The sequence below is a fragment of the Paenibacillus sp. Root444D2 genome (assembly GCF_001426375.1).
Classification (GTDB): Bacteria; Bacillota; Bacilli; order Paenibacillales; family NBRC-103111; genus Paenibacillus_E.
Genome location: NZ_LMEO01000013.1, coordinates 1 through 15,203 on the forward strand (window position 1 = coordinate 1; position 15,203 = coordinate 15,203).

Consider the following 15,203-nt stretch of genomic DNA (forward strand, 5'->3'; position numbering starts at 1 on the left):
CGCTAACTTATCCCGAAGGATAAATCCGCTCGACTTGCATGTATTAGGCACGCCGCCAGCGTTCGTCCTGAGCCAGGATCAAACTCTCCATAATAGAAAGATTAATTGCTCATTGACTTGCTAGCGAGATTTTGCAATCTCAATTGTAGTCACTTGCGTGACTGAATTTGCTGATTTGCTTCATTCATTTGTTCAGTTTTCAAGGAGCTTTATTGCGTTACCGTTTAAAGCGTTAATGTATCGCTCTTGCGGTGACAAGAAGTAATATTATCAGGTTTCAAAACGAATTGCAAGCAGTTTTATTCATCCATTATCTTACATCTTCTCAAACCCCGTAGAAATGCCTTTTCGGCGCCATATATCCTTTTTTCCAAGCAGGTGAACGCCGCCAATCCAATCGTCAATTCCATTTAGATACAGATGATCCAACTCACATGTATGAACTAGTTTGCCCATGTCCGTCCTATGTAATCGCCATTTTTCAAATTGAGGCGGCAGTGCTTCGCTGTAACTAGGCAGCTTGTCCCCTCCAATAAGATGGACCAGCGGAACCTCACATTTGCGGATACTATCCACAATAGCCCAGAACTGCAAATCACCGAGGCCGTAATGACTGGCCGTTTGGCCTACACTTTTAAACAATGACAGAATCGGCATTTCCTCCTCCCCTATCAGCTCCAGAATAAGCTGCTGGTTGGCTGACAAGCCATTTTGAGAGGATGGGTAGCGTTCTGAATTGGCCTCAAGGGCTTTTTTTAGAAAAGGCAGTGCAGATAAATCCTCTTCCAATAATGTCTCCATAAGAAGGGGCTCAGAAGCTGAGTAAGCTGTCCAAACCTTGCAGGCCAAAAGAAGCTGGTCTTCATTAACAGGCAACCACTTATGGTTCAGTTGAGTAATTTGATCTTCATTTAGTTGTCCTAATCCATGAAAGAACTCAACGCCAGGAAATTGATTGATACTTAATAAAGATAGTTTAAAGGATCGATTAGGGAGAGCGAATAATCTCGATAGCAAATAACAAAGTATCAATTGGTCATATAAATCATGCTCAAACCACAGGACAACTTCGTCTACATCCTCCGCGAGCTTGTCCAGCGCTTTTTCCTGCTGTAGGGTAATGGACTTGAACATTCCCTCAGGAATGCCGTGCTGGCGATTCATATAGGCTGCCCTCATAGATAAAAGGACACTATCAGACATCTGCATGCCGATAGGTCCTTCATATAGTGACTCGCGCCATACCAATATGTCTCCATCGATATCTGAAGCACGCAGCTTATCTCCAAATGCGTCTCCATTCACAATATGAAGTTTATTCGGCATGGCACTGTCCCCTTATTTATGAATTTAAGCTTCACCTAAAAGCTGTAAAAGCTCCTGTTCATCCTCAATGATCCGAATTCCAAGTTCTTGCGCTTTCGTCAGCTTGCTTCCGGCGCTTTCCCCTGCGATCACGATGTCCGTTTTCTTAGAAACGCTGCCAGTAATCTTAGCTCCTAGCGCTTCCAGCTTCTTGGCACATTCGTCACGTCCCATGGTCGATAGCGTACCTGTGAGGACAATGGTTTTACCAAAGAACGGATTGTCAGGGCTAGCCAATACAACCGCAGGCTCTTCAGCTATTGGATTGACGCCAGCAGCGAGCATACGCTCAATACTGGACACCATTACAGGGTCACGGAAGAATGAGTAAATACTCTCAGCTACTATTCCGCCTACATCTGGAAGCCCGATTAGCTCCTCAGGCGTAGCCGCCATAATCTTCGTTAGGCTGCGATAGTAGTCTGCCAGCACCTTGGTCGTGGTTTTACCCGAGTTAGGAATGCCCAGGGCATAAAGGAACGAAGCTAGATCGCGCGATTTACTTTTTTCAAGGGCATCAAGCAGGTTGCGGGCCTTCTTCTCGCCAAAGCGATCGAGCTTGACGAGATCCTCGAATTGTAGGGTGTACAAATCCGCAGGATCACGGACATCCAGCTCTTGATGCAGCTGTGAGGCAGTCATTTCGCTGAAAAACTCAATATCCATCGCATCGCGCGAAGCAAAATGCGCCATACGCCCAACCAGCTGCGGACTGCAGCCGAGACGGTTCAAACAGAATAGATGCGCACCACGCATCTCAAGTTCACTGCCGCAGGAAGGACAATGCGTCGGAGCTACAATCTCCTCGCCGTCATTCTCCTCGGTTACTTTACCGAGAATCTCAGGAATGACATCATTGGAGCGACGGATGTAGACGAGGCTGCCTAAAGCGTGCTTGAGGTTTTTGCGTTCGATGTCACCGACATTGTTGAGGGTGCAGTTCTGTACAGTTACGCCAGCGAGATCCACGGCTTCAACGCGGGCTAACGGTGTGATTTTGCCTGTGCGGCCAACTTCCCAAGATACACTTTGCAGGATCGTTGTCGCTTCTTCGGCTTCAAACTTATAGGCAATCGCCCAACGAGGGAATTTCTCAGTGTAGCCGAGCACTTCTCTTGTTCGCATGTCCGTAATCTTAATGACACTTCCGTCAATCAGAAAATCAAAGCCAAGGCGCTCTTCGGCAATTTGCTCTAGCTCTGCACTTACTTCTTCAATTGTGCTGAAATAACGTGTGCGGTTGCTTACTTTAAAGTGGTTGTCACGAAGAAACTGAACCATATCGAAATGATTATCGAACTGGATGCCGTCTGAGTAACCCACATTATAGAAGAAAGCGTTCAACTTACGCTCTGCCGTCACTTTGGGATTGAGATTGCGCAGTGCTCCAGCTGCAGCGTTACGGGCATTTTTGAGCGGATCCGTAGCAGTCTGATTGTACGCCTGGAGAACGGAGAGGAACATCATGCCCTCACCCTGCACTTCAATGGTTCCGTCCTTGTACGGGATCTCCAGCGGGATGGATTTGATCGTCTTGATCTGGGCTAAAATGCCCTCACCAACCGTACCGTTTCCTCGCGTGGAGGCTTGAACTAGCTCTCCTTGCTTATAGGTAAGGTTCAACGTGAGTCCGTCGAACTTCAATTCCACCACATACGTCGGGTCTGGCAACGGGTTCTCAGGATTCTTGCTGTTGTAATCTGCAATTAACTTAAGTACACGTGTATGCCAAGTCTGCAGGTCTTCGGCATTTTGTGCTTTGTCCAAGCTCCAGAGTCGGGCCAGATGCTTGTGTGGATCAAAACCTTTGAGAATGTCGCCGCCCACGCGCTGAGTAGGAGAAGAAGGCAGGGTAATCCCTGTCTCCTTCTCCAACGCGGTCAATTTATTGTATAAAGCATCCCACTCGGCATCGGAAATCGCCGGTTCATCGAGCGTGTAGTAGTTATGGTTATGTTTGTTGATTTCTTGGATGAGGGTTTTCATTGCCGCGATGGCATCTGTCATTACGGGCTCTTCCTCTCTAATGGGTAATAGGGGGTTGGTGCGGCAAATAAAGGCGCAAGCGGCTCCTATTCTTTCGTAATAGGAGCGAACTTCGCAAGCAGGCGCTTCAAGCCAACAGGCGCCGGGAAAGCAATTTGCAGCTCGGTATCATCACCCGAGCCTTTCACTGACACAACGGTGCCGATGCCCCACTTGCCATGCGACACTTTGTCGCTGGCTTTGTAGTCCGGCACCGCGCCGCCTGCGGCAGGCTGCGGAGCCCGGAACGCAGCCGGCTTCGCCCCGGCTGCTGGGCTTGGCGCAGCCGCGCCGGTACTAGGCCGTCCGAACGAGGACGGCGTGCCCCAAGCGGACGAGCCGGCGGAGCCGCGGCCCGCTTGTGAGGCAGTGGCGCTGCTGCCACTGCTGCCCCACGAGCTGGAGCTGGTGCGGCCAGCTCGCGAGAAGCCTCCGCCGATGGAGCCGCCCATCGAGACATTCTCCAGGAGCTCCTTCGGAATCTCCTGAAGGAATCTCGATGGCGCGTTCGCGGCGGTGCGGCCGAAGAGCGTGCGCATACGGGCGCACGTGAGGAAAAGCTCTTGCTCGGCGCGCGTGATGCCGACATAGGCCAAACGGCGCTCCTCTTCGAGTTCTTCGTTATCGGCGAAGGCACGGCTGTGCGGGAAGACGCCTTCTTCCATCCCGATGATGAATACAACCGGGAATTCTAGACCTTTGGCACTGTGCATCGTCATGAGCACAACGGCGTCCTGCTCTTCCTCGCTTTTTTCTTTATCCAGCGTATCGATATCGGCGATAAGCGCCAAATCGGTTAGGAACGAAATGAGCGACTTGTCCTCGTTACGTTTCTCGAAGTCCATCGTCACGGACAGGAACTCCTCAATATTTTCGAGACGAGCCTTGGATTCAATCGTGTTCTCGCGCTGCATTTCCAGACGGTACTGCGACATCTCCAGTATTTTCTCCGTAAGTTCAGTTACAGATAAGTATTCAACCATTCGGTTCAAGTTATCAATCATTTCGCGGAAATCGGCTAAAGCGTGCTTAGCCTTGGACGTGATCTCCAATGAATCGACTTCCTCCAGCATGGCATATAAGGAAATACCTCTTCGTCCCGCCATTTCGGCCACTCGGTCCATCGAGGTGTCACCAATGCCCCGCTTCGGCACGTTCACGATCCGGCTCAAGCTGATATCATCGTCCGGATTGGAGATGAGGCGCAGATACGCCAAAATATCCTTGATCTCTTTCCGATCGTAGAACTTTACGCCGCCAACAATGGTGTATTGGATATCGGATTTAATGAGAATTTCCTCAATCACCCGAGATTGTGCGTTCGTCCGGTACAAAATGGCGTGATGACCGAACTTTTTACCATTGGACTTATTTTTATTAATTTCACTCGTAACAAAATAGCCTTCTTCGTGCTCGGAATCAGCTTGAAACAGCTTAATCCTTACGCCGCCTTCTTTATCCGTCCATAAGTTTTTGGGCTTACGGCCCGTATTATTGGCAATGACTTTATTGGCAGCCTGCAAAATATTAGAAGTGGAGCGATAATTTTGCTCCAATAAAATAGCGGTAGCATTCGGATAATCTTTTTCAAAATTAAGGATATTCGAAATGTCAGCCCCACGCCAACGGTAAATGGATTGGTCACTGTCACCCACAACGCAAATGCGCTTATGTTTGGCCGCAATCATTTGACACAGCATGTACTGCGCTCTGTTCGTATCCTGATACTCATCAACATGAATATATTGAAATTTATTTTGGTAAAACTCCAGAACCTCTGGAACTTCATTAAACAAATGAATGGTTGCCATAATTAAATCATCAAAATCCAGGGAATTGTTGCTTCTAAGCTTCTTCTGATAAAGCGTATAGATTTTCGAGGTCAATCCGTCGAAGTAGTCACCGATTTTATCTTCAAATTGTTTAGGAGAGATGAGTTCATTTTTGGCTGTAGAAATGGCTGCTTGAAAGGTCTTAGGTTCGTATTTCTTGGTATCAATGTTCAGTTCTTTGCAGCACGTTTTGATGACGGATAACTGATCACCGGAATCTAGAATGGTAAAATTAGAGGTGAAGCCGATGCGTGAAATATCTCTGCGCAGCATGCGCACACACATGGAGTGAAACGTGGAAACCCAAATATCATTCCCACTGCCGCCAACCAGCTTGCCAACGCGGTCCTGCATCTCACGTGCCGCTTTATTCGTAAATGTAAGGGCCAAAATGCTCCATGGAGCCGCTTTGCGCGTGCCAATCAAGTAAGCAATACGATGCGTCAGCACTCGTGTCTTCCCGCTTCCCGCTCCAGCCATAATCAGAAGTGGGCCGTCAACAGCTTCAACTGCTTTGCGCTGCTCGGGGTTCAACCTTTTTATCGCATCTAAAATATTGACTGTCTCGTTCATAAGTTACCTTCCTGTTCTATCAAAGTTCACGGTCTGAAGAGCCTGCTCCAGATCACTATAAATAATGTTACCGACGACGATGGTATCTGCGACCTCCGCTGCTTGTTGCGCTTTATCTAGGCTGTCAATGCCTCCGCCATAGAATAAACGGGCATTCTCCAGCACTTGTCGCGTCCGCCTTACCAGCTCCATATCACCAAACACACCGCTATATTCCAAGTAAACAATAGACATGTGAAATAGCTTGTCCGCCATGCGAGCGTACGCCGCAACATCCTTGACGTCCAAGTTCGTACGAGCCGAGGTTAACTTCGCCGCTGTAGCTTCGCTATTCAGAATAATATAGCCTTCGGCTATGATCTCGTCCCAGTTAAGCATAGAGCCATATTCCTTCAAGGCCTCATGATGCTGCCCAACGATCCATTTCGGATCATCCGCATTCACCACAACCGGAATTAAGAATAAATCGAACCCTGGAACGATAGCCTCATGATTGGATATCTCAAGCACACAGGGCACCTCATATTGGCGAATGCGAGATAGAAGATCTACCGTGTTATCGAAAGTCACCCCAGTTGAGCCACCCACCATGATCGCATCCGTCCCAGACTGGCAAAGCCGATCGAGCGCTTCATCTGAGATGTACCGATCTGGGTCAAGCTTAAAAACATGCTTCCACTTACGTATATCGACGATCAATTGTTTCCCTCCGATTAGGCGGCAATACTGCCATACTATCAACAGTCTATGCTACGTATTCGGGTGTGTCAAATGACAAAAGACGGGCTAAGCGCCCGCCTTTTCAAGGAATATGTACATAATGTTATCTGATCTACGCCCAAGCTTGATTTCTGGCTAAATACGCACAAATGTTCCCAATTATTTTACTTCAATATTAAGAATTTTCTCTACATTGATATCCTTATGATCATTTTGCTGAAGCTCGAGTCTGATCTCATGTTTACCTGCCGCTAGATTCGTTAGGGTTAACGGACCCGTTTTACCAATCATCGCTTTCTGCTTACCGTCCACGTACAAATGTAAATGTCCCTCACCCTGTACGGCTTTCTGATCCATATGATCCGCTATCTGGAAATTACTAGTCTGATACGTGATCGTAACGTTTCTGCCATCTACTTTATAATCGGCATCAATGGCTGGCTTGGCGCCCGAGGCTACCGTCTTCACACTGCTTTCCGTCTTCCCTTGAGCCACTGTAGTCGCTGCCTTGGTGTCCTTCAAGCCTGCTGCACCGCTACTGGCAACTTCCTCTTTGGAACCACATGCTGTTGTTAATGCTCCTAGTACAATTAAAGTAGCTGCTCCGTAAATCCACGTTTTTCTCATCAGCATTAGCACCCTTCTCCCATAAGTTTGGACATCCTATGTTCCTTATATATGAGTGACAAGCTGGTTCCATACCATGATTATGAGAAAAGTGGGACAAAATAAAAAATAAACATATTTGGAGCGATGGAATGTTTGATAAAAAAAGACGCCCTTTAGCTAGAAGCTAGGACGTCTTGGTCTTGAGGGAACGATGAGATTTAGAAGCTATATTTACTTCCCTCATGTTGTTGTTTACTAAGGAAAGAGCTTTCCCCTGCGGTTGAAGTATGGGAACCTGTTTGACTGCGGGAAGCGTTGGCGGAACTTGCTGATTTGCTAGTAATGCCAGCATTTTCAGATGCGCTGTATCCAGATGATGCAGCATAACCCTGAGATTGACCGTAGCCGGTTTGTCCATAATTCTGATCTTGAAAATTTTGTCCTTGCTGGTTGCTAATATAGGCTTGCTGTTGAGTTGTCTGATTTGGTGAAGACTGTGTGTGGGTTGAATAGCCTTGCCCTTGATTACTGTACACCGCATTCGGATATTGGGAGGCACTAATCATGGGTTGGATAGGTGTCTGTGTTTGATATAAAGCAGCAATCTGGTTCTGTACTTGACTCTGCTGCTGATGTTGCTGTTGCTGGGCGATAGGCATCTGGTCTTGCTGCTGATAGCTCGCCGTATTGGTTTGACTCAAATTTTGTTGTACAAAGGACTGCAGCTGAGCTGCGGTCTGACTTTGTTTCTGCAGCTCCTGTACAATTTGCTGCTGAGGAGCAGCTTGAATCTCATATTCGCCAAGCTTCTGGATTTCCTGAAATACGGCAGCTTGATCCTGCAATGTCTTTTGCAATAACGACTGGAAGGCCTGCCTGATCTGTGGATTCGCGGCTTCCAAAGCGGCAGTCGTATATTCACGGGCACTGCGTTTCAATTCGGAAAGGACAAAGTTCGCGAAGTCCTCGTCTTTTAATTGTACTTGTTGCTGGTGAGACTGCTGCTGTTGTTGATAAGGGTTTTGCTGATACATGGCTTCTTGCACCTCCTATTATGTACGAATTAATGGGTAATGCCTGATTGCTGCTGTAGGGTGTTGATGAGGACACTAATGTTTTGCAGACGCTCCTGCGAAAGTTGAGACAAGGTTTGTTTCAAGGATTGACTCTGGCTGTTCACCGCACCTTGAACACAAAGCTTTGTTAACAGCTCTTCATTTTTCAGCGTATCGGCTACATACAAAAGCTCTTTACCTGAAATAGGATGGTTCCCTTGATTGCTATACATGTGAATGTTACCTCCTTTCCATTCCTTTTTTGTAGGTTTCCCAAATTATTCCGTTTTATGTGTCATTGGAAAAAAAAGTTAAACAAAATTTTGAGAAACTATGGTCCCCAACTGCTGCAGCTGTTGCAAAGTTGTACATCGTACAACATTATTTATGCAAATTCGTAAAATTTTACCGATTGTTGTAAGAAATACAACATTTCCGGCCCAAAGTGGACGTTTTGAACGAAATAGGGCTAAATTCTTGTACAAAATACAACCTATTCAGATTGATGGGGCGAAACTAAGGAAATTGTTGCACTCCGTACAACTTTGGACTTCTCACTGGGAAGAAAAGAAGAAGGTAGGTGCGGAAGGAGAACAACAAAAAAGAAAATAAAAGGAAAGAAGTAAGAATGAAGAAGTAGTAGTAAATAGAAAGTAGAAAGTAGAAAGTAGTAGAAAATGAAAAAACTGCCCCCACAGCACGATAGCTGTAGAGAGCAGTTTTCCTGTTAAGAGGCAGGCTGAGCCGGTTTGCCGGCATAGGTATCCGCCAATTTCTGTATATCTGCGGCTGTAAGCAGGTACGCCCACTGTCCGCCTTGCTTAGCCATCCAAACTTGATCTTGGCTTAGCTTGCCTTCATAGATCTCCGTGACTTCTTTGCCATCAACAGACAAGCCTAGCTCTACTTTAAGCTCACCGCCCGCAGTTGGCTTCTGAGCTGCTGGCTGCGGAAGTTCAGCGCTGCGAAGGAAGATCAGTTCATCCAACAGCGGATTCGCCTCAGTGCCTTTCAACTCTTTATCACCAAGCTTCCAGTTCGCCTCGGCAGCCACCTTGTCTTTGTCTGTTTTGGTAAGCGTCCAAGTCTGACCTTTCCACGTTAGCTTTACGCTTTGCACCTTATCGCTTTCGAATTGGACTGGGCTGGCATCAGCAAAGTCTACCGGTGCTTTGCTGATGCCAGAGAGCGTCTGATCGCTCACCTGATACACAGCAGGAGTTCCCTCCACCTGAACATAGGAGAAGCCTTCAATAGGAAGAGCTGTACCCACCAGCAGTCCTTTCTTTGAGCCGTCTTTTAACGTAACTTCATAAGTTCCAAGCGGCTTATCTAACCCATAGTTGGATAGATTACTTACCTGATCTTCAACTAGTTTCGTTGATGTCACCAAACCTAGGGCATCCAACCACGAACCTACTTGATTCGTATTAATCGGCGCTGCTGCCGGATTTTTCATTTCCCAGCCGCTGCCACTCCGGGCTAATTCAATCTGCTGTGCCTCTGTTTTTACATGGATGGACTGCACTTCTTCTTGTTTGAGTGTGATGAGCGATTTCGGTTCATCTTTTTTCTCTTGAAAGAAGTCTTTGCTCGAAGCGTACCAAAAACCGCCGATACAAATAACGACTAACAGAATCGTAGGAATAAACCGTTTCATCCTCGTCTCCTCCTCCACCAAATCAAGCCGCCAATGACTAGGAACAAGAGCGGTAAGAACACGATCGTTACGAGGAAAATGGTATTCGCTTGGCTAGGCGTTATCATCGCTTGTTGGAACGCATCCCCTTGACGCGGACGGATCGTGATCTGATCCTTCTGTTCCTGCAGCCAGCCGATACTGTTCAGAGCAAAATCCTTATTACCTTGATTCTGAATATCTTCATCCAGTACGAATGTCGATCCCCCTAGAATAACAGCTTTAGGCTTGTTATCCTTGCCCGCAATCGCGTAACCCAGATTGAGCGGTCCTTTGACATCTGTCGCATCCTGCTTGGTCTTGGATTGCGCAAGAAGGTTAATATCTGTTTCTCCGTAAGCTTTGTCTGTTGTTTTCAAAAGCAGAGACTGCGTGTAGTCTGGCGCACTTTCATCCGCATTCAAACTTACAGCCAGCGACAACATCGTAATTAAATTATTGCTGGACAGCTTATTGGTAATGTCATGGGGTCCATACTCCGGAATAATCGTCAGCGGATCATAGAGCGACGTTTGCTTCGGTTCAATTGCAATCGCATGTTGATCCTGAATGCCGTATGTTTTCATGATCGCATCGATGTTTTTCCACTTGGTCGCCATATCTTTATTGAAGCCTAACGCCATATAAATCTTGCCTTTATCCTTCAAATAAGCCTCTATCAGCGCCGCTTCTTTATCATTCAGGTCATTTTGCGGGCCAAGCAGCATGAGCATCTGCGCATCGTCCGGTATTTTGCCCTCAACGAACAGATTAAGGTCCTTCACGACATAATTAGCGGCTTCCAGACTGCTTTTCAAAATGGTCATGGCATTCAGTGGATATTCCTGATGACCGGAAAGCAGATAAACCGTGTGCTTCTCTGTGGACGTGAGGCTCTTAATGGCCTGGGTAAATTTCTCTTCCCCTGAGAACGTGTAGGAACCGTCCTGTTGGCCGACAAATAATTCATAGAAATTGATATTCTGCTTTTTAGAACCCATCTCAAAAATAATCGTTCCGCCTTGATCGACACCATACTGCTTGGCCATCGAAGGCTGTTTCAGCATATCGTATTCATCATACGTAATCTTGCCGCTTTGCTTCTTGTATTCAGTCACCATATCGGTGACTTGTCGCGTTACAAAACCGTTGTTGTCCCCACTATTCGTAAAGGCAACGATGTGAATATCTTGGTTTAAGTTTTTGAGTGTGGCAACTGTTTGCTCGGAGAGCGTAAAGCTTTTATTTTTCGTCAAATCGACCTGAAAGCCTTTCAGCGAGTGAAGGAAGATGGTCAAAATGATGAAAATGCCGATAACGGCGATCGATAAAACAGTCGCATTAGTTCCCCGTATCCACTTATTCATCCCGCTCACCTCCAACGCTTTCTTTCAAGGACTTGTATGCAAAGAACCAGGAACACAGCTGTCAATGTGATATAAAAGAGGATGTCTCCGCCGTGCAGGACGCCTTTTTGTAAGTTTGTCAGATGGCTCGTCAATGAGAATTGAGCGACATAATCCTTCAGCTTGCCTGTCATACTGCCGCTTACCCAATCAAGCAGCCATAACATAAGCAAAATAACGAAGCCTGAAATACCGGCAACCATCTGGTTGTTAGACAAACTGGAAGCGAACAAGCCAATGGCCATCATCGCGCATCCTAACAGGAACATACTTAGATAAGACAGCCACATAACAGGCTTATCTAACGTTCCGAAGGCAGACATAATAAGTGGATAGATCAAGCTGATCCCCACTAGCCCCACTTGTACAATAAAAGCAGATAAATATTTACCCAGCACGATTTCACCAATACCTGCAGGTGAAGTCAGAAGCAGCTCATCAGTCCCTTGACGGAACTCATCTGCGATGAGACGCATCGTTAAAAGCGGGATGATAAATAGGTAAACGAATGTGGTATTTCCAACAACGGAACGCGCATCTACAATCGGCGGCTGGCCGTTAACGAAGTTGATGTAGAAGAAGAAGCTCGATAGCAGCACATAGAAAGCGAATGCCACGTAAGCAACAGGAGAAAAGAAATACATTTGCAGCTCTTTCGAGCAAATAGCCCAGACTCTACGCATCGGTGTCTACCTCCTCCTTCGGAGTGCTGTCGACTTCGGTAGGCTCATCCGTCGTCAACTTGAGGAAGATATCCTCTAAGCTGAGGCTTTCCCGCTTCATCTCTAGAATCGGGTAGCCTGCGCCTGCCAGGCGGAAGAACAGCGCCTCGCGGATATCGGAGCGATCCGCGGAGGTGACGAGCAGCTTCACGGTTTCGGCTGCTGCTGGCAGTTCTGTGAGCGCTGCTTCTGTTGAAGCTTCATCGGTAATGAACACATCCTGCGCAGCAGGCGCAGCGATAGTTGCAGCGTCGCTAAGCGCGTCGACTTCTTTCACTTCTGCGACCGCCTCTAGGCTGCGCAGCTCGGTCAAGATCCGCTCGCGAGGTCCCTTGACCTCGAGCGACACCTCGAACGTCTCGCCCATCGTGCGGCCGAGGTGCTCAGGGCGCTCGTCGAGAACGACGCGGCCTTGGTTAATGATGAGAACGCGGTTGCAAATCGCGTTAATTTCAGGAAGAATGTGCGTGCTCAGCAGCACCGTATGGTTCTCTCCCAGCTCATGAATCAGCTGGCGAATCTCGATGATCTGCTTCGGATCGAGGCCGGACGTGGGCTCGTCCAGAATCAGCAGATCCGGTTGGTGCAAAATCGCTTGCGCGAGGCCCAAACGCTGCTTGTAGCCCTTAGACAAGGAGCGGATGATTTGCTTCTCGCGGCCTTGCAGACCTAGCTTGTCGATCGCTTCGCCGACACGCAGCTTCTGCTCCCGTGCAGGCACATCGCGAAGATTTGCGATAAATCGTAAATAAGCCTGCACCGTCATCTCGGGATAGAGAGGCGGCGTTTCGGGTAAGTAGCCGATTTTGCGGCGTGCTTTCTTCGGGTTATCAGCCATGGAGTGACCATCCACCCATATTTGACCATGCGTAGGGTTCAAATAACCCGTAATCATGCGCATCGTCGTTGTTTTGCCAGCACCATTCGGCCCTAAGAAGCCGACGATCTCGCCGCGCTGCATCGAGAAATCGATGTTGTGTACGCCGCGATCATTTTCGTACAGCTTGCTGACTTGTTTGACCTCAAGCATCCAAGATCCCCCATTTCTACTCGTTCATATAACCATCATCACTATACCCGTGGAACAATAAACCAACCTTAAGCAAATCTGAAAAATAGATTAAAAATTTGTGTCTGAATTGTGAACAAACGAGATGAGGGAGATGCTGGGGGCTATATCGTAGAATGCTAAAGCAAGCTGAAATGTTTGTATAAGTAATAGAACTCCCTAGCTGCAAGGGAGTTCTATTACTTGTGGCATCATGATAAGGATTAAATGGTAGCCTAAAAACCTAACATTTTAGAGATCTTTTCAAGCAGTCGTTGCTGTGATGTCAATTGTTGAGATATGTCATCATATCGTTTGTTTAGTGATTCCGCAGCAGCAAGCATTTCACTTCGGATTTCTTGTTCCAACCTTTCACTTACCTTTTGCGTGTGAAGATGAATCAAATTGCGAAGGTCCTTTACATCCTCCGAAACGCCTTCATATTTTTGATTCAGTAACTCCGTTGTGGCAGTAAGTATTTCACCTTTGGGATCTTGCTCTGGAGCTTCAGTTACCTTTTGTTGAACAGTTTCGATCACGTGTCGCAGTTCCGTTATTTCTTCAGTTACGTTATCATAGCGTTGGTCCAGTAACTCCGCTGTGGCAGTAAGTATTTCACCTTTGAGATCACGCTCTGAAGTTTCAGTTACCGTTTGTTGAACGCTTTGGATCGCATTCTGCAACCCTTTTACTTCTGTAGAAACACCCTCAATTTGTCTGTTCAGTAATTCAATTGTTGAAAAGACTTCACTTCTGATTTCATGTTCCAACATTTCACTTGCCTTTTGCGTATGGAATTGAATCTCATTACGTAAGTTCTTTACATCCTTTGAAACGCCTTCATATCGTTGGTTCAGCAACTCCGTTGTGGCAGTAAGTATTTCACCTTTGAGATCTTGCTCCGAAACTTCAGTTACCTTTTGATTAACGTTTTGGATCACATTCTTCAGCCCTATAACTTCTTCAGATATGGTGTCATAGCGTTTGTATAGCGATTCTGTAGAAGCATTTACTTCACTTCGGATTTCTTGTTCCAACATTTCACTTGCCTTTTGCGTTTTGAGATGAATCTCATTTCGCAGGTTCTTTACATCCCGCGAAACACCTTCGTAACGTTGGTTCAGTAACTCCGTTGTAGCAGTAAGTATTTCACCTTTGAGATCTTGCTCCGAAACTTTAGTTACCTTTTGCTGAACGTTTTGGATGACATTCTTCAGCCCTAAAACTTCTTCAGATATAGTGTCATAGCGTTTGTATAGCGATTCTGCAGAAGCATTTACTTCACTTCGGATTTCTTGTTCCAACTTTTCACTTACCTTTTGCGTTTTGAGATGAATCTCATTTCGCAGGTTCTTTACATCCTCCGAAACGCCTTCATATCGTTGGTTCAATAACTCCGTTGTGGCAGTAAGTATTTCACCTTTGAGATCTTGCTCCGAGACTTCAGTTACCTTTTGCTGAACGGTTTGGATCACATTCTTTTGCCCTATTACTTCTACAGATACACCCTCAATTTGTCTGTGTAGTAATTCTAGCGTAGTAGTAACCTCACTTCTAATGTCCTGCTCGAATAAATCAGCTACATATTGAGTTAGAATCTGGATCACGTTTCGCAGTTCCGACATTTCTTCAGAAACGTTTGAAACTTCGTCAACCTTTTGCCTGAGCGTATGGATGATGTTACTAAGTTCCGCGACTTCATTACTTAATTGAACGAAATGAGAGTTTGGGTGACCCATCATAGGTGACAAAAGCCCGCCAACTGCTATAGATGATATACCTGCCTTTTGATTCAAGTCGTCTATATGTTCCTTTAAATTCCTTGGGGATTTATTCGCTTCTATTTTTTGCGTAAGGAGCTTTACCCTGTTACTTAATTCCATTGTTTCTTTACTTAATTGCAAGTTGGAGTTGTTCATAACTGGAAGTAGGATTGATTCGTCTACGGAAGGAGGTACATTGGCATTGGAGTCAGGAACAATAGCAGCTGTAGGAGGTAATGATTCTTCATCATTGAGTGCAATAATAGCCTTCTGACGCATTTCCTGTAAATGTTCTTTTATAAATTTAGGCGATTTATTGGCATCGCTCAACTTGGATATGATCTCAAAAATTTCGATGGCTTCTTCTGTGTACCTTTGGGATCCGCCAAAAGCTTTAGTCGGAAGAA

At 46.4% G+C, this 15,203-nt stretch carries 12 protein-coding genes and 1 rRNA gene; all 13 read right to left on the reverse strand.

The features are described 5' to 3' along the window. Positions 1 to 94 (reverse strand): 16S ribosomal RNA (locus ASD40_RS10460); the annotation flags it as partial. 221 nt (positions 95 to 315) lie between these two features. Then, entirely contained in the window at positions 316 to 1,326 is a 1,011-nt protein-coding gene (locus ASD40_RS10465; protein ID WP_057303249.1) for a DUF1835 domain-containing protein, read from the reverse strand. A gap of 24 nt (positions 1,327 to 1,350) precedes the next feature. Continuing rightward, entirely contained in the window at positions 1,351 to 3,372 is a 2,022-nt protein-coding gene (gene ligA, locus ASD40_RS10470) for an NAD-dependent DNA ligase LigA (protein WP_057303250.1), read from the reverse strand. A gap of 65 nt (positions 3,373 to 3,437) precedes the next feature. Then, entirely contained in the window at positions 3,438 to 5,795 is a 2,358-nt protein-coding gene (pcrA, locus tag ASD40_RS10475; RefSeq protein WP_057303251.1) for a DNA helicase PcrA, read from the reverse strand. A gap of 3 nt (positions 5,796 to 5,798) precedes the next feature. Beyond that, positions 5,799 to 6,494 (reverse strand): heptaprenylglyceryl phosphate synthase, encoded by a 696-nt coding sequence (locus ASD40_RS10480; protein ID WP_057303252.1) that lies wholly within the window; start codon positions 6,492 to 6,494, stop codon positions 5,799 to 5,801. 180 nt (positions 6,495 to 6,674) lie between these two features. After that, complete coding sequence (locus ASD40_RS10485; RefSeq protein WP_057303253.1) at positions 6,675 to 7,148, reverse strand: DUF6130 family protein; 474 nt, start codon at positions 7,146 to 7,148, stop codon at positions 6,675 to 6,677. 194 nt (positions 7,149 to 7,342) lie between these two features. After that, complete coding sequence (locus tag ASD40_RS10490) at positions 7,343 to 8,158, reverse strand: spore coat protein (RefSeq protein ID WP_057303254.1); 816 nt, start codon at positions 8,156 to 8,158, stop codon at positions 7,343 to 7,345. A 29-nt stretch (positions 8,159 to 8,187) separates the two neighbouring features. Then, positions 8,188 to 8,412, reverse strand: coding sequence for a hypothetical protein (locus ASD40_RS10495; RefSeq protein WP_057303255.1), 225 nt, complete (start codon positions 8,410 to 8,412; stop codon positions 8,188 to 8,190). Between the two features lie 494 nt (positions 8,413 to 8,906). After that, entirely contained in the window at positions 8,907 to 9,839 is a 933-nt protein-coding gene (locus ASD40_RS10500; protein ID WP_057303256.1) for a DUF4340 domain-containing protein, read from the reverse strand. Then, positions 9,836 to 11,224, reverse strand: coding sequence for a GldG family protein (locus ASD40_RS10505; RefSeq protein ID WP_057303257.1), 1,389 nt, complete (start codon positions 11,222 to 11,224; stop codon positions 9,836 to 9,838). Before ASD40_RS10505 ends, ASD40_RS10500 begins: the two co-directional genes overlap by 4 nt. Positions 11,225 to 11,229: 5 nt before the next feature. After that, positions 11,230 to 11,946, reverse strand: coding sequence for an ABC transporter permease subunit (locus tag ASD40_RS10510; RefSeq protein ID WP_047685542.1), 717 nt, complete (start codon positions 11,944 to 11,946; stop codon positions 11,230 to 11,232). Beyond that, complete coding sequence (locus ASD40_RS10515; RefSeq protein WP_057303258.1) at positions 11,939 to 13,015, reverse strand: ABC transporter ATP-binding protein; 1,077 nt, start codon at positions 13,013 to 13,015, stop codon at positions 11,939 to 11,941. The genes ASD40_RS10510 and ASD40_RS10515 overlap by 8 nt, the downstream gene beginning before the upstream one ends. 254 nt (positions 13,016 to 13,269) lie before the next feature. Then, positions 13,270 to 15,126, reverse strand: coding sequence for a hypothetical protein (locus ASD40_RS10520; protein ID WP_156389964.1), 1,857 nt, complete (start codon positions 15,124 to 15,126; stop codon positions 13,270 to 13,272). Positions 15,127 to 15,203 lie beyond the last annotated feature (77 nt).

What these genes read in the sequence shown, in the direction of transcription:
- ASD40_RS10490 (WP_057303254.1), bottom strand. Translation starts at nt 8,158, where the DNA reads ATGTATCAGCAAAACCCTTATCAACAACAGCAGCAGTCTCACCAGCAA.
- pcrA (WP_057303251.1), bottom strand. Translation starts at nt 5,795, where the DNA reads ATGAACGAGACAGTCAATATTTTAGATGCGATAAAAAGGTTGAACCCC.
- ASD40_RS10500 (WP_057303256.1), bottom strand. Translation starts at nt 9,839, where the DNA reads ATGAAACGGTTTATTCCTACGATTCTGTTAGTCGTTATTTGTATCGGC.
- ASD40_RS10485 (WP_057303253.1), bottom strand. Translation starts at nt 7,148, where the DNA reads ATGCTGATGAGAAAAACGTGGATTTACGGAGCAGCTACTTTAATTGTA.
- ASD40_RS10465 (WP_057303249.1), bottom strand. Translation starts at nt 1,326, where the DNA reads ATGCCGAATAAACTTCATATTGTGAATGGAGACGCATTTGGAGATAAG.
- ASD40_RS10510 (WP_047685542.1), bottom strand. Translation starts at nt 11,946, where the DNA reads ATGCGTAGAGTCTGGGCTATTTGCTCGAAAGAGCTGCAAATGTATTTC.
- ASD40_RS10515 (WP_057303258.1), bottom strand. Translation starts at nt 13,015, where the DNA reads ATGCTTGAGGTCAAACAAGTCAGCAAGCTGTACGAAAATGATCGCGGC.
- ASD40_RS10505 (WP_057303257.1), bottom strand. Translation starts at nt 11,224, where the DNA reads ATGAATAAGTGGATACGGGGAACTAATGCGACTGTTTTATCGATCGCC.
- ASD40_RS10495 (WP_057303255.1), bottom strand. Translation starts at nt 8,412, where the DNA reads ATGTATAGCAATCAAGGGAACCATCCTATTTCAGGTAAAGAGCTTTTG.
- ligA (WP_057303250.1), bottom strand. Translation starts at nt 3,372, where the DNA reads ATGACAGATGCCATCGCGGCAATGAAAACCCTCATCCAAGAAATCAAC.